14 protein-coding genes, 1 pseudogene and 1 riboswitch are annotated in these 23052 nt (G+C 62.8%); of the genes and pseudogenes, 5 read left to right on the forward strand and 10 right to left on the reverse strand.

The features are described 5' to 3' along the window. Nucleotides 1–2043 (forward strand): protease Lon-related BREX system protein BrxL, encoded by a 2043-nt coding sequence (gene brxL / locus AAG895_RS09430; RefSeq protein WP_345791767.1) that lies wholly within the window; start codon nt 1–3, stop codon nt 2041–2043. 81 nt (nt 2044–2124) lie between these two features. Beyond that, nucleotides 2125–3609: a hypothetical protein gene (locus tag AAG895_RS09435; protein ID WP_345791768.1), complete on the forward strand. Its 1485-nt coding sequence runs from the start codon at nt 2125–2127 to the stop codon at nt 3607–3609. Here AAG895_RS09435 and AAG895_RS09440 read toward each other — a convergent pair. Beyond that, nucleotides 3582–7796 carry a hypothetical protein gene (locus tag AAG895_RS09440; protein ID WP_345791769.1) on the reverse strand — a complete coding sequence of 1405 codons (4215 nt, stop codon included), beginning with the start codon at nt 7794–7796 and terminating at the stop codon, nt 3582–3584. The genes AAG895_RS09435 and AAG895_RS09440 overlap by 28 nt on opposite strands. A 225-nt stretch (nt 7797–8021) precedes the next feature. On the opposite strand from AAG895_RS09440, the gene istA reads away from it, so the two are divergent. Together istA and AAG895_RS09450 are read left to right on the forward strand one after the other, a co-directional pair. Then, nucleotides 8022–9287 (forward strand): IS21 family transposase, encoded by a 1266-nt coding sequence (gene istA, locus AAG895_RS09445; RefSeq protein WP_345795271.1) that lies wholly within the window; start codon nt 8022–8024, stop codon nt 9285–9287. After that, a complete protein-coding gene (locus AAG895_RS09450) occupies nt 9287–10012 on the forward strand; it encodes an ATP-binding protein (protein ID WP_345791770.1) in 726 nt (241 codons plus the stop codon). Before istA ends, AAG895_RS09450 begins: the two co-directional genes overlap by 1 nt. Here the strand turns inward: AAG895_RS09450 and AAG895_RS09455 are convergent. Further along, nucleotides 10007–11215, reverse strand: coding sequence for an IS91 family transposase (locus tag AAG895_RS09455; RefSeq protein ID WP_345791771.1), 1209 nt, complete (start codon nt 11213–11215; stop codon nt 10007–10009). The genes AAG895_RS09450 and AAG895_RS09455 overlap by 6 nt on opposite strands. 7 nt (nt 11216–11222) lie before the next feature. Beyond that, a complete protein-coding gene (locus AAG895_RS09460) occupies nt 11223–12098 on the reverse strand; it encodes a site-specific integrase (protein WP_345791772.1) in 876 nt (291 codons plus the stop codon). An 82-nt stretch (nt 12099–12180) separates the two neighbouring features. Here AAG895_RS09460 and AAG895_RS09465 point away from each other — a divergent pair, with 82 nt between their 5' ends. Beyond that, nucleotides 12181–12681 carry an ATP-binding protein gene (locus tag AAG895_RS09465; protein WP_345791773.1) on the forward strand — a complete coding sequence of 167 codons (501 nt, stop codon included), beginning with the start codon at nt 12181–12183 and terminating at the stop codon, nt 12679–12681. A gap of 585 nt (nt 12682–13266) precedes the next feature. Here the strand turns inward: AAG895_RS09465 and AAG895_RS09470 are convergent. The 7 genes and pseudogenes from AAG895_RS09470 to AAG895_RS09500 form a co-directional block, all read right to left on the reverse strand. Continuing rightward, nucleotides 13267–13497: pseudogene (locus AAG895_RS09470) on the reverse strand (exonuclease domain-containing protein); the annotation flags it as partial. A gap of 131 nt (nt 13498–13628) precedes the next feature. After that, nucleotides 13629–13707, forward strand: a riboswitch (SAM riboswitch). Nucleotides 13708–14156: 449 nt separating this feature from the next. After that, nucleotides 14157–16187 carry a protease Lon-related BREX system protein BrxL gene (gene brxL / locus AAG895_RS09475; RefSeq protein ID WP_345791774.1) on the reverse strand — a complete coding sequence of 677 codons (2031 nt, stop codon included), beginning with the start codon at nt 16185–16187 and terminating at the stop codon, nt 14157–14159. Between the two features lie 7 nt (nt 16188–16194). Further along, on the reverse strand, nt 16195–18813 hold the full coding sequence (gene pglZ / locus AAG895_RS09480; protein ID WP_345791775.1) for a BREX-1 system phosphatase PglZ type A: 2619 nt from the start codon (nt 18811–18813) through the stop codon (nt 16195–16197). A gap of 102 nt (nt 18814–18915) precedes the next feature. After that, nucleotides 18916–19830: a hypothetical protein gene (locus tag AAG895_RS09485; protein ID WP_345791776.1), complete on the reverse strand. Its 915-nt coding sequence runs from the start codon at nt 19828–19830 to the stop codon at nt 18916–18918. Between the two features lie 72 nt (nt 19831–19902). Beyond that, nucleotides 19903–21297, reverse strand: a complete 1395-nt coding sequence (locus tag AAG895_RS09490) for a hypothetical protein (protein WP_345791777.1) — start codon at nt 21295–21297, stop codon at nt 19903–19905. Next, nucleotides 21294–22169, reverse strand: coding sequence for a hypothetical protein (locus AAG895_RS09495; RefSeq protein WP_345791778.1), 876 nt, complete (start codon nt 22167–22169; stop codon nt 21294–21296). Before AAG895_RS09495 ends, AAG895_RS09490 begins: the two co-directional genes overlap by 4 nt. Next, entirely contained in the window at nt 22169–23041 is an 873-nt protein-coding gene (locus tag AAG895_RS09500; RefSeq protein WP_345791779.1) for a GTPase domain-containing protein, read from the reverse strand. Before AAG895_RS09500 ends, AAG895_RS09495 begins: the two co-directional genes overlap by 1 nt. Between the last annotated feature and the right edge of the window lie 11 nt (nt 23042–23052).

The following is a 23052-nucleotide window of genomic DNA, read 5'->3' on the forward strand; positions in this document are numbered from 1 at the left end:
ATGATGAACGAGACCGTAGCGAGGCGAGACGACCTCGACGACAAGGTCAACCGCGTGTTTGCAGGCAAGGTCGTCCGCAAGGATCTTGTCCGCAAGGTGAAGGTCGGCGCCAACGTGCCGGTTTTCGTCCTCGAGTACCTGTTGGGCAAGTACTGTGCGTCGTCGGACGAGATGGCCATCCAGATGGGGATGCAGGTTGTCATGGATACGCTGTCCGACAACTACATTCGTCCTGACGAGTCGATGAAAGCCCAGAGCAAGGTGAAGGAGAAGCAGCGCTGGACCTTCCTCGACAAGGTCAAGGTGCGGCTGGTCGACTCCGACTACTGGGCTGAGCTCTCCCACTTCGACCACAAGTACGTGCATGTTCCCGACCACTATGTCCGGGACTTCGATCGCTTGCTCACCGGCGGCATCTGGGCTCAGGTGGACATGCGCTTCGAGTACGACGAGGAGAACCGCGGCAAGTATCCGTTCTGGATCGACAAGTTAACGCCCATTCAGCTCGCCGCTTTTGACCTGGAGGAGTACCGCAGGCTGCGCGCCGAGTTCACCACCGACGAGTGGATGGACTTCATCCTTCGCAGTATGGGATACGAGCCCACGGTCATGGAGCGACGGCTCAAGCTCCTTTTCCTGCTGCGTCTTGCACCGCTTTGTGAACAGAACTACAACCTCGTCGAGCTCGGCCCGCGCGGCACGGGGAAGTCATACGCAGTTCAGGAGCTCTCGCCGTACTCATCGCTGCTCACGGGCGGAACCACGGTCGCAAACCTCTTCGGGCACATGTCGGGCCGGCAGAAAGGTCTTGTTCAGATCTGGGATGTAGTCGGCTTCGACGAGGTTGCTGATCTCCAGAAGATGCCGAAAGAGGTCATCACAACGCTCAAGACCTACTGCGAGTCTGGGCGCTACCAACGGGGTCAGGAGGAAGTTTCCGGCTACGCCAGCATCGCGCTCTTCGGCAACACGCAGCAGCCGATCGACGTCATGGTGCAGACGGGTCACCTCTTCGCGCCGATGCCGGACATCATCCGGGACGACATGGCCTTCATCGATCGCCTGCACTTCTACCTTCCGGGCTGGGAAGTGCCGAAGATGCAGAACGACCATTTCACCGATCACTACGGATTCGTGGTCGACTATTTGGCAGAGGCGCTGCGCGAGCTCCGCAAGTCGAACTTCACCGAGGTCATCGACCATCACTTTGGTCTCGGGAGCCATCTCAACGCCCGGGACCGCAAGGCGGTGCGTCGCACGGTGTCGGCGATGATGAAAATCTTGCACCCCCACGGGCAGGTTTCAAAGGAGGACCTCGAGGACATTCTCGCTTTTGCCATCGAAGGCCGTCGGCGCGTAAAGGAGCAGCTCAAGAAGATGGGCGGCTTCGAATACCACCACACCAGCTTCAGCTACCTGGATAGCGCTACGGGTGAGGAGCGCTTCGTGGGCGTGCCGGAGCAAGGTGGTCGTGATCTCATCTCCGCCGATCCGTTGCCGCCGGGGACCGTCTACACAGCGTCAGTCAGCAGTGACGGAACTGTGGGCCTCTATCGCGTGGAGGTGTCGCAGTCTTCAGGCACCGGCAAGCTCAAGCTTGCCGGCGGTGTAAGCGGCACGATGAAGGAGTCCGTCAGCCGCGCATTCAGCTACCTGCAGGCGAACAAAGTGTCTTTCGGTATTGGCCGGGAGCTCGACACCTCCGACTTCCACGTCGAGGTCATCGACCTACTCGGAAATCGAGTGGAGGCCGAGATTGGTGTCGCGTTCTTCGTCGCCGCGTTCAGCATCACCCGCAAAGCGCAGCCACAACCCGGCCTTCTCGTGTTGGGCGACATGAGCGTCCAGGGCAACATCAAGCCAGTTCGATCGCTGGCCGAACCTCTTCAGGTCGCGATGGACAATGGAGCGAAACGCGCGTTGTTGCCGGTAGGAAACAAGCGACAGGTGCTGGAGCTCGCTCCGGATGTGTTGGAGCATGTCGACCCGATTTTCTATGGTGATGTGCGACAGGCTGCGTTCAAGGCGCTGGGGTTGAACTGACGGGTGGACCGAGCGCGCAATAGTTGCCACCCTTCGGCCATCTGATCGAGAACGATGCTGAGTGGAGTCGGGAGATGCTCGATGGCCGATTTCGGTGATCTGATCGTGGTAATTCCGGGCATTTTTGGCTCTCGGCTCGAGCGAGAAGACGGCACACTGCTTTACGACCTCACGCTCGCCGCCTTACCAAGAACCTTACGGACCCTGACTTCGGAGGGGCTCCATGATTTGAGTATGGACAGCCCCCCAAATGACGGAGTCACTGCAAGAGCCGTCTTCAAGTACCAATTGCTACCCGGCTTTTTCGGCAATGATGACTACGACTCGCTCATTGCCATGCTGCGCCGCTGCGTGAAGTGCCCTGACGAACAGGTTCTCACATTTCCATATGACTGGCGTGCCTCGAACCGATGGGCCGCCGAGCACCTCGACCATGTGGTGCGCCCTGCGTTGAATGCATGGAAGCGCTCCAGCGGAAACGAGGGCGCCAAACTCTGGCTCGTGGCCCACTCGATGGGCGGGCTGGTCGCCCGATACTTTTGCGAACATCTCGGTGGGGCCGACATCACGCGGGAACTCATCACCCTTGGCACGCCTCACCGGGGCACTGCCAAGGCACTCGACGTGCTCGTCAATGGCATGTGTTTAGCAGGCATCATCGACGTGTCGTCGTTCGTTCGTAGCCTGCCTTCAGTCTATGAACTGTTGCCTCAATATCCGGTTCTGCGTCCAATGCTGAGCGAGCCTGGCGGTGAAATTGGCCAAGCGTTTGGGCTGTTCGATGTCTACGGCTTAGGGGATTACCTGCCGGTTCCGCAGTGCTCCACCCGGCCCTCAGGCAATGTGCCTTCAAAGTGGGATGCCTTGCTGAAGCTGGACCGGCGCATGCTCCAGCATGCCGCAAAATTCCACGCGGCGATCCGCGAGCCGGTGGTAAAGAGGATGGATGCGGAAGCGGCACCGCCTTATAACATTCGCTGCCTCATCAACCGACGCCAGCCGACCATCCTGTCCGCGATTCTTCATCATGGCAGGCTAGAAGCGTCCACCGTTGACCCCATGGCTGCACCTGGGGGAATGACTGACCCAGCTAACCGTGGGGACGGCACGGTGGCCGCAGTCTCCGCGATCCCCTTGGAATGGGGCGACACGTCGAATGCCGTCGTCGTCGCCGAGAAGCATGTAGGCATGCCGGCCTCATCGCAGGTACTGGAGGTCTTGAAGAACTGGCTTCTTCCCCAGGATGCAAGGGCCTACATGGGGGGCAGCACAGTCACGGACCGTGCCATCCTTGGTCTCAAGTCTCCAGCTGCGATCCGGGAGGGCGACCGATTGGTGATCGAGGTGGACACGCTGGATAAAGGTGCCAACGTCACAGCGAGTTTGAGTCCGGTCGGGGTTCCCAAGCCTTGGCTCTCGACGCGAGCACGTGTACCAGGCAGCGGTCAGCCCTTGGACATCGACCTTGGCACACCGACGGAAGGAAGTTGGCTTCTCACGGTGCAGCCTGAGGATGGGCGATGGTCGCGGGTATCAGATTATGTCTTGGTGGTCGCAGAAGGATGATCGGACGGCGTCACAAGATCAATCAAGATTAGATGGCCCAAGCTGTCCCCAGCTGCAATTTGCAGGTGTGACGTGCTACCGCAAACTGCCACTGCATACACGGATGCGTCCAGCCTCAACACCGCTTGGCACTCGCCGGTTATTGAGTTCCAGACCCGTACGGTCTCGTCTTCGGTACCGGACACCAGTTGGGTGCTATCGGGGCCAAAGGCGACACTGACCATCATCGCCATCGGAGCATGCACGTCCAACGGTTCGCCCTTTGCTGAACCCGTGCGGACATCCCACAGCCACACCTTCCCATGTGCACCGCCCAACGCCAGCCGGTGACCGTCGGGGCTAAAGGCCATCCTCCAGACCCACAAAATATGCCCGCGCAGCGGCTCGCCCTGTGCCGCGCCTGTGTTGGCGTCCCAAAATCGCACCATCCCGTCATCACCACCCGTCGCCAGCCGACTACCGTCGGGGCTGAAGGCCACGCTCCGGACGCACCCTTCATGTCCGCGCAGCGGCTCGCCCTGTGCCGCGCCTGTGTTGGCGTCCCACAAACGTACTGTCCTATCAGTACCGCCCGACGCCAGTCGGCGACCGTCGGGGCTGAAGGCCACGCTCAAGACATAGTTATCATGCCCGCGCAGCGACTCGCCCTGTGCCGCGCCTGTGTTGGCGTCCCACAAACGTACTGTCCCATCAGTACCGCCCGACGCCAGTCGGCGACCGTCTGGGCTGAAGGCCAAGCTCCAGACGCCCCCTCTATGGCGGCGCAGCGGCTCGCCCTGTGCCGCGCCTGTTTTGGTGTCCCACAGCCGCCCCGTACCGTCATCGCCGAGCGACGCCAGTCGGCGACCGTCGGGGCTGAAGGCCACGTGACTGACAGCCCCCTCATGCCCGCGCAGCGGCTCGCCATGTGCTGCGCCTGTTTTGGTGTCCCAAAATCGCACCATCCCGTCATCACCACCCGTCGCCAGCCGACTACCGTCGGGGCTGAAGGCCACGCTCAAGACATAGTTATCATGCCCGCGCAGCGGCTCGCCCCGTGCCGCGCCTGTGCTGGCGTCCCACAATCGCACCATCCCGTCGTGACCACCCGTCGCCAGCCGACTAGCGTCGGGGCTGAAGGCCACGCTACTGACAGTCCCCTCATGCCCGCGCAGCGGCTCGCCTTGTGCCGCGCCCGTTTTGGTGTCCCACAGCCGCACCGTACCGTCATTGCCGCCCGACGCCAGTCGACGACCGTCGGGGCTGAAGGCCACGCTACTGACAGTCCCCTCATGCCCGCGCAGCGGCTCGCCCTGTGCCGCGCCTGTTTTGCTGTCCCACAAACGTACTGTCCCATCAGTACCGCTCGACGCCAGTCGGCGACCGTCGGGGCTGAAGGCCACGTGACTGACAGGCCCCTCATGCCCGCGCAGCGGCTCGGCCTGTGCCGCGCCTGTGTTGGCGTCCCACAAACGTACTGTCCCATCAGTACCGCCCGACGCCAGTCGGCGACCGTCTGGGCTAAAGGCGACGCTACTGACAGTCCCGTCATGCCCGCACAGCGACCCGCCCAGTGCCGCGCCTGTGTTGGCGTCCCACAATCGCACCATCCCGCAGAAACCACCCGTCGCCAGCCGACTACCGTCGGGACTAAAGGCGATGCCGCCGAGTCGACCCGCCACGGGCGTTATGTGTAGGACCCGAATCAGACTGCCGAGCTGACGAAGTCCGCCCAGTCGGGGAACCAACACCGTCCTATCGATCGCCTGACGTGCGTCATTGCGCAACTGCTCACATCGTCCGTCGTCCGGTGGAAGCCGCCCAAGTAACTGGGGAATGAGTTGCTGTGGGTCCTCGAACAGGATGTGCGCCGTCAGCGACAGGGTTCGAGCTACCTGTGAAATGGGCAAGGGCTGTGGCTCATCGACACGGTCATAGTCACTCAGCAGCGCTTGGATACCCGTCTTGTTCAAGCGCGCGCGGATGAAGGCGAAATCCAGCAGCAACTGATGCAAACCTACCTGGGGTTGGCAGGCAGCCCAATGTGCGGCCATGTGCCGCAGTAGGTAGGGATTGGCATGCCGCCATCCACCCTGTATGCCGACCACGTGGTCGAGCGCCAAAGCGACGGCGTGAGCCTTGCCCGATTCGGCCTCGGAATAAGGGTGAAAGTGTTCGATCAGTGACTGATGAAAGAGTCGATAGACTGCCTGTTCGCCGTCTCCATCTTCAAGAATGTAGCGGCCGGCTTCGGCGAGTAACCAATGGATATGCTCGTCCTTCACTTCAGTCAGGGCGCTCGCTGCTAGGGGCGTCAGAAGGGCGTTGGCGATCGCCGCCCACAGGCCATCTCGAACCGGGACGCCGTTGCCCTGCGCCCATGCCAAGGCCGTGAGCATCCGGGTCGCGCCGCGGTCGCGCCGTTTGAAACGGGCCTGGAACGCCCCGTCGAGCAGCTTGAGGTCCTTCTCGAAAACCTCGCCTATGTCCTGGCCGTTGCCGAGCAGGGCATCGAGCGTCTTCTCGGTAATCTCATCGATGCAACGCAGCAGGTTAGATGTGGCAATCCTCGCGTACAGAAACTTGCCGCTTGCTCGCTCCGCAATCTTCTCGCTTGCGGACTCGATCAGTGAAGGGTTGCCGTCGAACTGAGGTGAGTTTCCGTTACGCAAGCGCTCGCAGACGTAGGCCTTGATGTCGTTGTGCGTCTGCGGCTCTGCATCCAAATCGCGCACCGTGCCGGAGCTGGCGAGGAGTGCGATCAAGTCGTCTGTCCCCCGCGCTGCTGCGCTGCGGCGGGTGGCGACGATTATCCGCCAGCCCACCCTTGCCAGCGGACGTATTACACGAAGGGCAATGGCCCCGGGGGTTTCTGCTTCGTCGAGAGCATCGAGCACGAGCAGCGTGCCGGGTTTGCCACTCTCCTCGGCGTGTTCGACGAAAGACTCCGCAGAATCGGGACGATTCAGTGCAAGCAACTCCGCCAGCTGCTCGACAGTGTCCTGGGCCGTCAGGCTGCGCAAATGCAGGGCCGCAGCGAACGCGTCGTCGGGTGGCACCGTACCTCTGGCACGATCCTCGTCTTCCTTCCAGCCTGTGGCCCGAATATGCTCTCGAACATCACGGTCTGATAGCGCAATCAAGCGGCCCATCAAGGCGGACTTCCCGGTTCCGCCTTCTCCCGTCAAGACGTAAATTCCCCGCTTGCTGTTCGAAGGGGAGGCTATCCATTCGAGAACGTCCCGCGTTGCCTGGACGCGGCCTGCGAAATGCCAGCCGTCGTCGTCGATATCGTTGAACTCGATCCCGCGCGCCTTGGGCAGGAAATGCGTTTCCAGCGCATGGCGATCTACAAGACAGGCCCGCGCATTGGGGCGAAAGCGCGGATTCGGAAAGAGGTACTGCCTGCCAAACACGGAAGCTCCGGGGATGCGGACCCCATGCGCATTCGCGGGGTTTGCGAGGGTTTCCCCGAGAATACCTTGGTCCAGTTCCTGCGCACTGAGCAGGCGATTCTTATCGCTGAAGCCGAAGTTGCCGTATATCCCACGCAATTTGGCCTCAGCCTGCTCGGATGGACCTCGATCCAGCACTGAAGCCATCAGGTTGAGATAGACACCGTCCTTCGCTTCCTGGAAGGGGTAACTTGCATAGAACGCTGCGAACGAACGGTCATGCTCGACCGGACTCCATTGGACCGACGCAGCCACGCCGGCGAAATCGAGGAACGCACCGCCGGCCTCACAGGAGTCGATCACGACGCAGAAGTTGCGCGCCATCTTCGCGCCGCACTGCGTGATGAGTTCGTCAGCGGGCACCCCGGATGCCTCGTCGAGCGGATCCACGCACTCTGGCGTGGCCAGCCTCAGGCGACGATCGAAAGTCCGCGCGTGACCGCTCCACACCAGCACCACGTTTAGTTCAGGGCGTGACGTGATCAGGTCACGGACCTCCTTTAGCCGCTTCAGGACTGCACCCGCGTCAGGGCAGGGCGCAAGATCCAGTACCTTGAACCCTGCCTCGCGAAAGCGCGGCGCTTCGAAGACTGCCCTCAACCTCGCCTGCGCCTCAGCGCTGCCTTTCAAAGACTTCAGGCTCTGCTGCTCCCCCTGTCCAGGCGCGTAGTCGCAAAAACTGAACATGGCCACTAGCGTCTTGATCGTATCGTCCGGATTGGCCGGACTATCGATTCGTTGCCTTATATTCACGTTAATCCACCGGTTAGGCGATCTGCATCGGGGCAAGAGAGGCGCGTTCTTGATTCTATCTTCCCGACGGTGATCACAGCTAACGGAACGCTTGGGCTCCAAGCGGGGCAAATGCGCCTATGGCGGATGGCTCCAGGTGTCAGGCGACACCGTAAATTGACCCCCTAGCGACACGAGGAACTGACCCCCTCGTTCGCAAGGAGGTCATCGTTGGAAACGAAGCACATGGAGTTGAATCCTGTACGCCGTCTGGTTTGCGGAGTGCAGGAGATGTTGGAGCCGGAGGCGGTCACGACGATCGTTCGGTTGGGGCAGTCAGGGTGGGGTGCGAAGCGGATCGCGAGAGCGTTGGGCATCGCGCGCAACACGGTGCGGCGGTATCTGAACGCGGGCGGGCCGGTGCCCTACCGACAGCCGCAGCGCGACAGCGTGCTGGGCGGTCATGAAACATGGCTGCGGGAGCGTTTCCTGCAGCACCGGGGCAACTGCGACGTGGTACGTCAGCAGTTGAGCAAGGAGCTCGGGATCGACACGAGCCTGCGCACGGTCGAGCGCGCGTGCCGAGGGTTCCGCCAGGAACTGGAGGCGAGTCGTCGTGCGACGATCCGCTTCGAGACCGCGCCGGGCGAGCAGATGCAGATCGACTTCGGCCAGACGCGTGTGCTGATCGGCGGCGAGCCGGTGCGGGTCTTCCTGTTCGTGGCGACGCTGGGCTTTTCGCGCCGGGGGTTTGCATGCGCGTTCCGGCACGAGCGCCAGAGCGCGTGGTTTGCCGGGATCGAGGCAGCGTTTGCCCATTTCGGCGGACGGCCGCAGACGCTGCTCATCGACAACGCCAAGGCGCTGGTCGACAAGCACGACATGCAGACCCGCCAGGTCCGACTCAACAGCCGCTTCGAGGCGTTCTGCCGGCACTGGGATATCCGGGCCAAGGCGTGCGCGCCGTTTCGGGCCCGCACCAAGGGCAAGACCGAGAACGGCGTAGGCTACGTGAAGAAGAACGCCATCGCCGGTCACGCCTTCGAGAGCTGGGCCGCGATGGAGGCGCACCTGGCGCGCTGGCAGCGCGAGGTGGCCGATGTGCGCATTCACGGCACGACGGGCGTCATGCCCGCCGAGCGCTTCGAGTTGGAGCGCGATCACCTGCGTCCAGTCGACGGGATCGTGCCCTTCCTGCAGGTGCGTGAGCTCGTGCGCCGGGTCAATGCCGAGGGCTGCATCGAGCTCGACACCAACGCCTATAGCGTGCCGTGGCGCTTGATTGGCGAGACCGTCACGGTCGTCGTCAGCGCCGACACCGTGGTGTTCGAGTACGCCGGCGAGGAAGTGGCTCGCCATGCGGAGCTCTCCGGCAGTCGGGGGCGCAGCATCGAGCGCAGCCATCTGCTGGGTGGATCGCCGCCGCCGGTCGAGATCGAGGCGCCGCCGCCCACCGATGCGTTGCTGCGCCCGCTGGCCGAGTACGAGGCGCTCGTCGGAGGAGGCTGGTGATGATCGATCCCGACCGACTCGACGAATTACTCACTCGGCTGCGCCTGACGGCGATCCGCGACCAGCTCGACAGCCTGCTCGACGAAGCCAGCCGGGCACAGATGACGCTGCGCGAAGCGCTGCTATTCCTGGCCGAGCGCGAGGTCGCCCGACGCGACAGCCGACGCATCCAGATGGGCATGAAGCTCGCCCGCTTCCCATGCGTGCGCACGCTCGAAGGCTTCGACTTCGACGCCCAGCCCTCGATCGATCCGGGGCAGATTCGGGATCTGTCCACCGGTCGCTGGATCGGGCATGGCCAGGCCCTGCTGCTGCTCGGTCCGCCTGGCGTGGGCAAGACGCATCTGGCGGTCGCCCTCGGTCTAGCTTTGTTCGACGCCTGCCCCTCCCGCGCGAGGCGCGATGGCCTGCCCGGGCCGGACGGGCAGGCGTTGGACAAAGCTCCAGGGAGGAAACCGCGAAACGAGGCGAGGCCGTTCAGTCGGCGAGCGGCGCTATGGGCATTTGAGTGCCGCCCGATCGCGCAGGTACGCGATGAGCATGGTGCTGCGCCAGGCGCGGCGTGTTGCGTGAAGCCGTTGCGCGCCTTCGGTGGCATGGGCGACGTTCCTGCAGCGCAGGCTTATGACGCGAATGCCAGTGGCGGGCGCAGCGGGGCTCGACCAGGCCCGTCCGAACGGGTGCTGGCGGTAGGCTACGGGCGTGGAGACGATGCCTGGTCATGAGGTCGCCCTTTGGAGTGGCGGTGCGCGGATCGTCGCACCCCGAGCAAAGGTCTCAATGACACGCATCACCGATCCACAGCAGCGACACACGAAGCCGGTGGTGGGCGTGGTCGACATCGCCGTGGCTTCCGGCACCGAGGCGAGGGTGCGTGGCTCGTCTGGAGGCGTTGCGCCAAGCAGTTCCCGCGCACGTGCCAGGTTCTGCCGCCGTCCCACGTTGGCGAGCAAGCCGTAGTGCCGGATGCGATGGAAGCCGCATGGCAGCACGTGCAGCAGGAAGCGGCGCATGAACTCCTCGGCAGTGAGCGTCATCGTCTTGTGGCGGGTGCGCCCCTTGGCACGGTAGTCCTTCCAGCGGAACGAGACGCTGCCCGCGTCGAGCGACACCAGGCGACGGTTCGAGATCGCCACCCGATGGGTGTAGCGCGACAGGTAGGCGAGCACCGCCTCGGGGCCGGCGAAGGGTCGCTTGGCATAGACGACCCATTCGCTCGTGCGCAGCGGCGCGAGCCAGCGCAGGAACGCGGCCGTCTGTGCCAGCGGGGCGAACTCGCCGAAGAAGCGCAGCGCCCCGGCGTGATGCGCCTTCGCCAGCTCTTCCAGGAAACGCCGCCGGAACAGCCGCGAGAGCACGCGGACCGGCAAGAAGAAGCCATGCAGGCAGGCAATCCAGCGTTGCCCGTCGGCCGACAGGCCGCCGCCGGGGACGATGCCGTGCACGTGCGGGTGGTGCGTCATCGCCGAACCCCACGTGTGCAGCACGAGCGTGGCGCCGATCGTCGCGCCGAGGTGCTTCGGATCGGCAGCGATGGTGAGCAGCGTCTCGGCGGCGACCTCGAACAGCAGCCGATAGACGAGCGCCTTGTTGGTGTAGGCGAATGCGCTGATCGGCGCCGGCAGCGTGAAGACCACGTGGTAATACTCGACCGGCAGCAGATCCGCCTGCCGGGCCTCGAGCCAACGCTGGGCGGCCCGCGCCTGACACTTCGGGCAGTGCCGGTTGCGGCACGAGTTGTAGCTGATGTCGATCTGCTCGCAGGCCTCACAGCGCAGCACGTGCCCGCCCAGCGCCGCAGTGCGGCACTGTTCGATCGCCGACATGACCTTCAACTGCCCGAGGCTCAGGTGGCCGTGCTGGGCGAGGCGCCAAGCCGGCCCGAAGGCGCGGAAGATGTCCGCGACCTCCAGTGCGGGGCGGACCACGATGCGCCTACACCGGCTGCAGTTTCTCCAGCGGACTGACGACTTCGTGAAGGAGGTCGGCAGCGACCTGGGTGTAGATCACCGTGGTGTCGAGCTTCTTGTGGCCGAGCAGCGCTTGGATGATGCGGATGTCGACCTTCTGTTCGAGCAGGTGGGTCGCGAAGCAGTGGCGAAGCGTGTGCATCGACACCCGCTTGTCGATGTCGGCCGCCAGGGCGGCGGCACGAATGGCGCGATTGAGCTGGCGCGGGCTCAGCGGGTCGATCGGGTTAAGGCCCGGGAACAGCCAGCCGCCGTCGAGCATCTTGCCCTGCGCCCGAGCGACCCGCCACCAGACACGCAACCGCTCGAGCAGCAAGGGCGGAAGCATCGCGTAGCGATCCTTGCGGCCCTTGCCTTGCTCGACCCGCAAGGTCATGCGAGAGCTGTCGATGTCGCTCACCTTGAGCGAGACCACTTCGCTTGCTCGCAGTCCGGTCGCGTAGGCGAGCGAGAGCGCCGTCTGGTGCTTGAGATTGGTGCAGGCGGCGATCAGGCGCGCGACTTCTTCGCGACTCAGCACCACCGGCAAGCGCTGCGGCAACCGGACCGGCTGCATTCGCGCCATCAGCTCGCCGCGCTCGAGCGTGATGTCGAAGAAGAACTTCAGTCCGCTGATCGCGGCGTTGAGTGACATCGGCGACGTGCCGGTATCGACCAGGTGCAACTGGTAGTTGCGCAGGTCGTCCACGGTGGCGGTATCGGGCGAGCGTCCCAAGTAGCGCGTGAACCGGCACACCGCGCGAATGTATGCACTCTGCGTCTTGGGGGTGAGCTTGCGCATCCGCATGTCGTCGAGCATGCGCTGGCGCAAGGGGCTGACGGGACGAGTCGGGCTGTCCATGGCTTGCTCCTGTCGAAGACGAGGCCAATTGCCTCATCTCCCAACATGGCAAGCCTGCTGCCGATGGAAACCACGAACTCCGATGCTCGTCACGAGCGGTTCAGCACACCCCTACCGCGCGAGCGGTTTAGTCCGTGGGCGTGAAGCGGTCGATCGTGGCTATACGGTGCTCTTCACCTCGGCGGCGGCGCTGATGGCCGGGCTCACCAAGGCGCACGCCGACGGGCGGCTCGAGGAGAAACTGCTGCAGCTCTCGAAGCCCAAGCTGCTGATCATCGATGAGCTGGGCTACCTGCCGCTCGAGCCGGCTGCTGCGCACCTGTTCTTCCAGCTCGTGTCGCGGCGCTACGAGCGGGCCAGCATGTTGATCACCAGCAACCGGCCGGTCGGCGAGTGGGGACAGGTGTTTGGCGACGCGGTGGCCGCCACCGCGATCCTCGATCGGCTGCTGCACCACAGCCAGGTCATCACGATCCGGGGCGACAGCTACCGGCTGCGCGACAAGCGCCGCAGCGGCCTTCTGCAGAAGGCCGCTGCCCCCACCCCCACCCCCACCCCCACCCCGATCACGTCGGAGAGTTGATTAACCCAGGGAGGGTCAATTCCAGATGTCGTCAGGGGGTTAAATCTTCGTGTCGCTTGACACCAGGCGAAGGCGGGCTCCGGAAATATGTCGTGTACGCGGCTTATCGGACCGGCAGAAGCGGACGGCTCGCGTTGGTCCGTTGATGACCTGCTACACCCGTACTGCAGCCGGTGGCAATCGATGGGGGCCGCCAATGGGGACAACGGGTTAGTTCCGACAGTTAGCTCGACTACGTTGGCGGACCAACTGATTGCGCTCTGTCAAGCGATACAAGCGGGGGCGACTACGCAAGAGGGGCCTGGTTCACAGAGTCCGCGCCAACCGGTCGGGCGACGCTCGGCGCTCCCGCCCCTACGTTCAGGCCTACGGCCTTCTCTTCGGGGCGGGAGCGCCGAGCACGCGACTGTGATCGAGGCTTATCGGCGAAATCTGCATTGATACCTGGTGACAGACTTCGGAATCCATGGCCAACTTTGAGGTGGATTCGCTGGCTGGGTTTAGACCGGGATCGATGGCCCCGTTTGGCGTGGAATGAGTGGCATGCATTGCCGTGGAACAGGTGGTGGGTTTCATCGGAATACGCACCTCGCGCATGACCTCGCCCGCTGAGGGTGCGCTACGGACCATCGCATTCGTGATCCCGGTCAGCGCCTCGATGTAGGCGGGAATCCCCACGCCCGCGTTCATCAGGCTCTGGTAGCGGTCGACCACACGACCATCCTCCACGATGACTGCTGCGATCTCGGTGGCGCGATCGCCCTGCGCGGGTGACAACCCCGTGGTCTCGAAATCTATGACTGCCACCGCTTCCATGCTCGACACCTTTCTCCAGGACGTGGCGCATGGGCCATGCGCACCTTGATGACCGGCCGCGATTATAGGCACGGCGGCCAGGGCCCAACGACTGCCTTCGCCTTGACAGCCCCAATGCCCCTCCGCTTTAATCCGGTCATCGCGCCGATTTGAGATCACAGCTTGCGGGCGCGTAATAAATGCAGCTAAAGCGGCCTGACGAGACCCGCTGAGCCTGCATGGCCAACGGGTCTTTTGTTTTTTGCAGCACCTCACGGGCGCCCAGCACCCAACCGCCGGCATTAACGACAACTTGCCGGGGCGGATGACAAATACCGGCTAAAGCGTCACCGCCTCTTCGCCCCCGCGAGGCCGGTCACGCCGGCTCAACTGGGGGCATGGAGCAAGACCATGATCAGCACGCAATCCACGGGCGACCGGCGCCTGACCCCCAGCCAGCGCGAAGCGCTCGGCAAGTTCGTCCCCAATCCCTTCCCGCCTGCGCAGACAAGCACGCCCGTGCGCCAAGCGTCGAACGAGCCGCTCCCGATGCGGCCCCACTGGCTGGGTTGGCGTTAGCCTCAGGTACCGATCGGTTCCCTCGCGTCGTGTGACTCCAGACAAAACCCAATCGGCGCTTGATCGGAAACGTCGGCGAGGGCCTGGCACCTCGTCGACATTCACTCCACCCCCAACGCCTTGAACACCGCATCCACCGGATCCGAGTAGAAGCTCGTCTGAAACTTCGCAAACAGCTCCCCAGGCACCGACGGAATATCCGTCACGCTCGACATCGGCAGCAGGATCCGCTTGGCGCCGGCATCGAAGGCCACCTGCAGGCTCTCGGCCAGGTTGCGCACCTGGACGACCGTTCCGCCGAGGCTCATGTCGCCCATCACCACCATCTGGCTCTGAACCGGCTTGGCGAGCGCACCTGAGCACAGGGCGATGAACCCGGCCAGGGTCAGCGCCTTCGGCGTGCCGGTGTGCTGCAGCTCCACCAGATGCAGGTGGAAGTCGTGCTCGCCCGGCTTGATCGATGCGCTCACCCGGCCCGAGTTGGCCTTGAAGTAATCGAAGGCGACCTTGACCGCCTCGCGCGGCGCCAGGCCCGACGCCGAGACCTTGCCGCCGCCGGCGAGGGTCTGGATCTCGATGCGATAGGCGCCCGGCATCTCTGTGTCGCCCAGGCTGATGGTGTGCAGGGTGCCCGGGTTGAGCCGGCCTTCCGCGATAAGCGCTCCGCCCGATTGTTCGGGCACCGTGACAAAGCGTTCCTCGCCCGCCTCCAGGTCGATGTAGCTGAAGTGCACGTCGTAGAACTCCATGCCGCCGATCTTCTTGAGCTGCTCCTTCACCCGGCGGCGGCTCTCCAGCGCGTACTCCAGGCAGCGGCGCACGATCTCCTTGTCGTACTCGCCATGCGGGCAGATCAGCTTGAGCAGGCCGGAAACGGTCCGGCGCACGGCGATGGTGTCGCGCTGGTTGAGGTTATTGCCGAGCTTGAACCACTTGTCGATCGCGTCGGCGAAGTTGCGCTTGCGCATCTCGCGCAGGTACTCGGCCAGATAGTCGACGATCAGGCCGTACTGGTTGGTGAAGAACTCCGGGCGCATCTTCGGGATCTCCCAGCCCGGCACATAGGCATGGAAGCGGTCGAAGAAGGCCGAGTCGATCATGGCCTCGGGAAACGGTGCAAGCAGATGGCTGGTCTTCACCAGGGACTCGACGCTCTGGTTGATGTTGCCCACGAAGACCATCGAGGCATTGGCGTTGATCGCCTCCCTGCCCCGGCTGAAGGAGCCGGACGCCATGTAGTCCTTCATGATCTGCACGCCGTCGTGGTCCTTGAAGTTGATGCCAGCCACCTCATCGAAGGCGACCGTATCCCACAGGCCCACCAGACCCACCTTGCGCGCGCTCATGTTGTAGAAGAGGTTGGCGACGGTCGTCTGTCCCCCCGACACCAGGATGCTGTTCGGGCTAATTTCCTTGTAGATGTGGCTCTTGCCCGTGCCGCGCGGACCCAGCTCGCAGAAGTTGTAGTTATTCTCGACCAGCGGAATCATCCGCGCGAGCAGATGCCACTTCACCCGCTCCTTGAAGCAGCTCGGCTCCATACCGGTCGAGCGGATCAGCGCGTCAATCCATTCGTCCTCCGTGAAGGCCCGCCGCCCCTCGAACAGGCCGGCCATGTCCATGTTGGGCATCTGGATCGGTTTGAGATCGGTCACCGTGAAGGGCGACCCGCGCTGGTTCTCCTCGAACTGGTAGTTCAGGGTGACGATGCACCAGATGCCGCCCACCAGCAGCTTCTCGAACTGGCGCACGAAGGCGTCCGATACCTCGGCATTCTTCACCCCCAGGTTCGAGAGCAGCGCCTCGTAGACGTCCCGCTTCTCGTTGAGCTTCACGGTCACCTTGTCGATGACCTTGTAGCTGCCGCTCTCGCGGATCTTCGACTTGATCTTCTCGGCCTCATCCGACCTCACGTAGTTCTCGGCCAGGATGCGCTTGACCATCGTCATCCCGTTCTGGATCGTCGCTTCGTCGTCCGACGCGCAGTACATCCCGAGCAGGTACTCGAGCACATAAACGGGAACGTTCGCGCCCTCCTTGATCAGCTTGGTAAGGTCCTTGCGGACCACCTTGCCGGCGAAGTGGGTGTTGAGAAGCCGATCAAGTCGGGCGGTATCCACGGATACGGTCATGTGTGTTTCAGAAGTCGTTCGTAAAGGCGAGATCAACCCGCAGCGGCACACGCAACACCTCGACCTTGGTCGTGGCATCTCGCGCGGTCAGCCAGTAGTCGCGCGTCTTGTCGTAGGTGCCGGCGAGCACGGTCAGGAACACCGATTTCTTGCGCTCGTCGAGGAGCTGCGAGGCGCTATCAAAGGTCAGCGTCTGCTCGTTGCTGATCGGCCGTTCGCCATCGCGCAGCGCGATCACCACCGTACGCGGCAACACTTTGTCGGAGACAGCCTCGGTCTGGATGAACTCGAAGCGCTGGGTGTTGGTGACGACTTTGTTCGACGCGCCGAGCAGGCTGAACTCCACGTAGCGCGCCTTCTCCTTGTCGGACTCGCTCTCGCGCACGGTGATCACCGGCACCACGATCTCCTGCGGCATCGCACTGCCGTGCACGAAGCGCGCCCCACCGGCAAAGTGGAAACGGCTCGCGCCCTTCGGCACCCAGAAGTCCAGGCTAGCCTCCGGATCCGTGCCCGCCGTCAGCGCCGTGTTGCCGCACCATGCCTTGGGCGACGTGCCGATGCCGCGCCCGAGCAGGTAGCGTTTCTTCGCCTTCAAGGTACCCTCGGGCTGTGTTTCGAGCGCCGACTTGTCGGCAGCCAGCAGCGGCGCCTCCTGATAGATGAAGCCGTGGTCTGCGGTGACCAGCACCGTCGAGCCGTTCAAGCTGTTGATGACGAAGCTCACCAGCTGCGAAAGCTGAGCCAGGGCCTCGTCCACCGCGCGGAACGTCATCCCTTCGGTGGCTTGCTTGTCACCCAGGGCATCGATATGGTCGTGATACACATAGATCACCCGCCGATCGCGCACCAGCGCCCTGCCCTTGTCCTTCCCCAAGGCCAGCAGCTCGTCGGCCTTGATCGCCAAGCCCTCATACTTCGCCAAGTGGGCGTTGCGCTGCTCCAGCGTCGACACTGGCTGCCCATCGGCCAGCACATCGAGATTGCTATTGGCCTTGTAGGCCAGACTGTGATGCGGCAGCAGCGCCGCCATCCCCAGCGTGGTGTAGCTCGGCAGCACGCCCAACTGCGACGACAGCCCCGCCTTGAACCGGCTCTTGCTGTTGAGCTGCTGCACCAACTCCCCGGCCGCCTCGTAACGGAAGGCATCCGAGATCACCACGAACACCCGCTTCGCACCGGCCGCCAGCAGTGGCGCAACCTGGATATCGAAGAAGCGATGCTGATTCGGCATCCCGGCCGCCGTCCAGTGACTCAGCAAGCCCCCCTCGCCCTCGACGACCCTCGCCCAGGCGGTACCAAACTGCGGCAGGAACCACCCCGTGTAGGTTTGCTCGATTCGAACGCGCAGTTCATGCAGCACCGCCCAGCCCATCGGCTCGACCTTTTCTGCAGCCTCATGGAAATGCCGGTACAACTGGTCGAAGCGGAACAGCTCGGACTGATAGACCGTCAGCGCCGCCTCGGCGTTGGAAAAGCTGAAGCCCGCATCGAAGCGCGCCTTCAGCTCGAAGAAAGCCGCCCCAGCCTCGATCGCGTCGTAGCACGCCGCCAGCGCGCGGCTCTCACTCGAGCTCTGCGCCATCAGCCGGCTCGCCCAGTGACCATCTCGCCGACGGGCGATCAGCGCCTGCATCGCCTCATCGCTCGCCCCTGCACCGGCCAGCACACGATCTTTCAAGTCCTTCAGGATCCGCCGCTCGACGACCGCAAAGGTCATGGCCTCGGCCAAGGCCTCGCCCGGCAACACGCTCAGCACCCCATCCAGGCCGATCTCGCCGGCCACCGCGTCCGACAGCAGGTTGTAGCTCTCATAGGCGGCCATATCAGTCCGCCACCGCGCGGCAAACACCGACGCGTTGGCCGCCAGCGTGCGATCCGGCAACACAAAATGCCGCAGCGACTCCGGCGCCTTCCCGGACAGCGACCGGCAAAAGTCCGTCACCAGGATGCGGTACAGAAGATCCCGCAAGGTGAAGGCCGGCGCCACACCATCCGCGCCATACCCCAGCGTCTGCAGCGCAAACGCCCAGAAGGCCGAGTCCAGCTCATTGGCGACGATGTCCTGCCACGCACGCGGCTCGGCCGCCAGATCTGCCTCGCCCTCATGCACCATCGAACTCAACAGGCGAAGAAGAATGGTCTGGAAATCCGCCTGCTCCGAGCGCACCAGCACCGCCAGCATCTTGCGGTCCAGCGCCTCGGCGTCATCACTCGGCGTCACGAGGCGGCGCAGCTTCTCCACACGGTCCTTGGCCCGCAGGAACTTGTTGCGCGCCTTCAGATGCGGGCGCAGGGCCTGACTCGTCAGGCCCAGGTCGTCCAGCAGCATGGAGTTCGAGTCCGCGCGGAACGCCCTGCCGCGCAGGCGCAAATCGAGGAGCCAATCCTTTGCCGGATCGGGTTCGGCTGCAGGCCGGTAGAGCAGCCAGCGCGTGCCAGGTGCGCGCTCGACGTCGAGCTTCACCTGCAGGGCTGGCGTGCGGTCGAGCCGCAGGACATGTACGCCTTCCAGGCTCAGGCCATCCACCCAGGCGGAGAACTCGCCATCGGGGTCGTCCCAGAACAAAAGTTGCTGGGTCGCGAACTGCGCCTCGAGGGCTTCGATAATGCGTTGGTGACTCACTCTGGTTCAGACCCTTGTAATGCTCAAATTGTGCAAGCACTGCTTGCACAAACGCAGATTGATGCGGGGCAATTTGTGCAACACCTGTTGCACGAACTCGGATCAGTGAATGATCCCAGCCCCTTCGCTTCGTCTAAGCGTCTCAGAAACCTGTGGGAATGTCTCAAGCGGGATACGGTGCTGACACGCTCGGCCGTCGTCATCCACGTGCAGACACACGTACTGATAGGTAGTCAGAAGAAGCCCGTTGTTACCGGGTTGCTCCAGCAACTTCATGGGCAGAAGGTGGTGCGGACAGATCACCTCGTCGTCCTTTTCACCCAAGTGCTGCCGCAAGCGAATCTGGGTTTCGCGAACAACATCCTTCCGCTCCCAGATCTCGCGCCTTTCCTTCGTCGGCAGGTCGAGGTTGGGGTCGGATTTTCTGAGCGCCATCAGGTTTTCCTTTGCGGGATCAAAATTGATCGTCGGGCAGGCACCCGGATGCGCAGAGCACAACCAGTAAAAGCTTCGGCGACGAGTCGTCCCGTTATAACCACCTTGCCTAATCCTCATGCTCCCACCGCAAGTAGGGCACACCCGCGACGACAGAATCCCCACCGCAGCGCTGGTCTCGTCATCAGATACCGGGGCCGACACCAACTGCGTGGCGGCGTCTTTCAGCTCAGCTGACGCTTCCGCTGCCTTGGCGGCCTCCAATTCCTCGCGCAGTCTTCTTCGTTCGAGATCGATCTCACGAAGCCGATCGTCGTCACGGGACGATCTTTTTCCATCCCGCCTGGCACGCTCCGCGATTTCTCTCTGCTCGGCCGCAAGGTCTTCAGCACGGTTGAAATACTGCCGTGACGCGCCATCAATATATCGCGTCGCCGCACGCCCAAACTCGGAGCGATCTATCTCCTCCAGCACTGCTCGAACCGTGTCGATCGCAACCTGTTTTGCGACCTGGAGAACCGGTACGACCACTTCTCGAAGGAATGCCCTCGCCCCAGAAAACAATGATTCCAGGAAACCCATAAGTCACCTCTGCCGGTGTCCATAAAGCATTTAGCAATGATTGTCCCACCCCACTGAGCCTGCCCCTTCCCCTCAAGCCCCCTTTCCTCTCATGCGAACCCCGACAAGCGCAACCAGCAGCAACAACAGCACAGGCCCCAGAATCAGCCATATCACCTCGTCTCCTGTGGCTACGCCGGATTGAGCCTGTCGCTCGCGGAAATCGTTCACAAGCCTCTCAAGCCGGTGGCGATCCCCGCTGTAGTCCGCAAAGAGCTTCGTGAACACCTGAATCTGCTCGGCATCCTTGCGAGATGGGTTTGTGCCCTGCAGATCGGTCAGCGCGGACTCAGCCCCCTCCAGCAACACGTCGTAATCGGACAGCGTCTGCTCCAGCACGTCGGCCGAGCGGGCATCGCCCTGGATGAGTGCACTGTTGCTCGTCGCGAGGGCACCGATCTTCTGTTGCGCAAGCTTCAACCGGACGAAGTAACGCCCAGTCAGCCCGATCAGATTCGTAGTCCGGTGCTTCTCGAGCAACGGGTCATTCACCACGGCCCTGATGACTGCAAGCGCCTCCGGGCCGACCGAGCCGTCGTCCATTCGCAAGGAAAGTCGATCAACATAGATCGCCACCAACAGCGGGATGAACTTGTTCTTTGGCTCATCGACAAGCGCAGTGCGCAAACCGTCCGCGTATGCGTCTTGCCAGCGCAGTTTTTCGTCATACAACCGAGTTGTGGCATGGACGAAGGTTGGCAAGGTGCTCGACAAACCCAACCCCTCGCTGATCTCGATCGCACGTTCGGCATGGTCATGTGCAGACTGGTAGTCGTTGGCGATGAACAGCAGCAGCGACAACAGGCTGAGCAATCTCGCCTGCTCATGCCGCTCGAACTCACCACTCTCGGCAGCAGTTTGCAGCTCGGTGATGGTCTTACGGATCAGCTCGACATTCCCAGGCGCCACAAGTGGCTTTTCCTTGTCTACATCGTCGAGCGCGTCCAACGCTGTAATCCGCTTCTCAAGTCCCCCCGTAGTCCTGGGCAATGGCAGCGTCGTAAGACCTTTGCTCCGTTCAACCAGCTCGTGATACTCGTACTTCGCGTACAGCGCACCGAACGAATAGTCGAAAGCCAGTTCGGTCGAGAACGTCAGCGCAGCGGTAAGCAGCGCAGCCCCCCCAACCATGCCAAAGCCACCCGAGGCAATCGAACCCCCACCTAATAGGGCCAGGCCAGCCTTGGTTGCAGCTGCTCCCGACAAACCCATCGTTCCACCAACCCACGTTCCAATAGCTGCAACAGCAGGGCTCGCCGCGCCTCCAGTGAAGAAGATGGCGGCACCGGCAGCGATCGCAATAAGGCTGATCAGCAGCCAGTTCACCACGCCCGACGGCTCATAGAACGCAGCAAACGTCGCGACCTCATCGCCTGCCAAACCGAGCTGTGGAGTCACCAGCATCCCTAACAGAACAACGCCCCTCATCGCAGCTCTCCCAGGAGCTTGATCTGCTCCACGCTCTCCTCCGCGCTGCCGAAGATCAACTCCACTTCCCGCTTCTTCGCCTCGTGCTGTAACAACTTCAGGTAGCGCATATCCTCAGGGCGGTTGCTCATGCTGAAAACCGGCACCACCCTCTTTCCATGCACCTTGCGGTAAGCCACCAGAGAATCCAGGTCGGCACGGTAGCGATCGAGCGGCATCAATGTGGTGGGCGCGTAGTTCTTCGCTTCGATCGCAAACGTCGTTCGTCCATGCTCAAGCAGCACGTCGATATCGGTCGGCGCCCGCTTCAGGCCATCGTCGAATTTCTCGCCGATCCCGAGCACTTTCATGCCGCGACCGGCTGCACCGTCAGCCAAGCGCAGTTCGTACAAATGGCCTGCCGTCCCCACCTCGCTGTTGCCGACGACCTTTCGTAGCGTCGTGCGGAAGCCCGGGGCGCCGGTCAGGCGGGAGAACATACCCTCAGCTTCTGCCCGGGGGATCCGTCCCTGATGAACGGCAATGCGCAAGAAGGCATCTTCGAGCACCTCATTGGGAAGATTAAGCCGCCCCAACTCCTCGCCCGCCCGGGCGGTGCCCTTGGTGTCGGCGGCAAGGCGCGCAAGCCGCACAATCTCGTTTTCCGGCAAGGCCTGACTGGCCTTGGAGATCTTCGCGATGACGGAGACCGCTTTTCCGGTGGAGCCCCAGAAGGCTCTCACCTCACCCGATGGCGCAAGAACGATCGCCAATGCAGTGACGAAACCCAGTAATGCCAAGCGAAGGCGCGACCAACTGGCGCTTGCATCGCCAACGCCCAAAATGGCAGCGCCTGCCCGCAAGCCCTTCATTCCGGACGCCGTTTCGGCCATCAACGCCCCTTGCTCGAACCGAGCGCCTTCTCGGCAACAAACTTTAGGAGCCGCCCGACGAATGGCACAGGCACCCTATTACCGATCTCCTGCAACAGGTCCGGGATGTGTGCAACGACCGCGTCACACAGTGCCTTCGGCACCCCCATTCGCTTCAGTAGGTCATACGCTGATTCGTTGACTCTCCGTCGGTACTTCTGCGGCAGACCGGCGATCTCAACAAACTCGTTCCATATTCGGGCAAGGGCCTCGTTGAAGGAGCTCCCCGTTCCTTCACCGTAGAGCTTCTCGGGCTCAAGCAATGCGTTGCGCACGATCGATGCAATCAGCCCCTCACGAGACTGCTCCCGCAGCGGCTCATAGTGTGGTTCGAGTACCCCGCCTGATGCAAAGCAGCAGGGAATCAGCTCACGATAGCGGTAACTTGAAAATGCCTGGCGGTTGCGCTCCACCCACGCACCCATGGGCTGCTCGTTCTCGCAGCCGGCCACTGCGAGAATCACCGGGATCCTCCCTTGAGTCATCTTCTTCACGAAGAAAGCATAGTCGTCCTCGTGCTCCTTGGTGATACGCGTGGCACGGGTCACATGAATCAGGAGACTGAAGCCGTCCCGGGCCTTCTCGAGCAATTCGACCAGTTCGATGATCGCCTTGTCGGCTGGAACCGTACCCTCGGTGCTTTCGTGGAGGCCGACCGTATCGATCAGCTCGATACGGTGGCCCTGCGCCTCAAACGGCGCATAGGAATGCGATCTGCTCGTCACCCCACGCGCGTCGTTATCGGTCGGTCGTGTCCGCCCAGTTAGCACGTTGCACAGGCTGGTCTTGCCGGAGCCCGTTGCGCCAAACACAAGTACGCGAATCCTGTTCATGTCGTCTCTCT

The organism is Thauera sp. JM12B12 (assembly GCF_039614725.1).
Taxonomy (GTDB): domain Bacteria; phylum Pseudomonadota; class Gammaproteobacteria; order Burkholderiales; family Rhodocyclaceae; genus Thauera.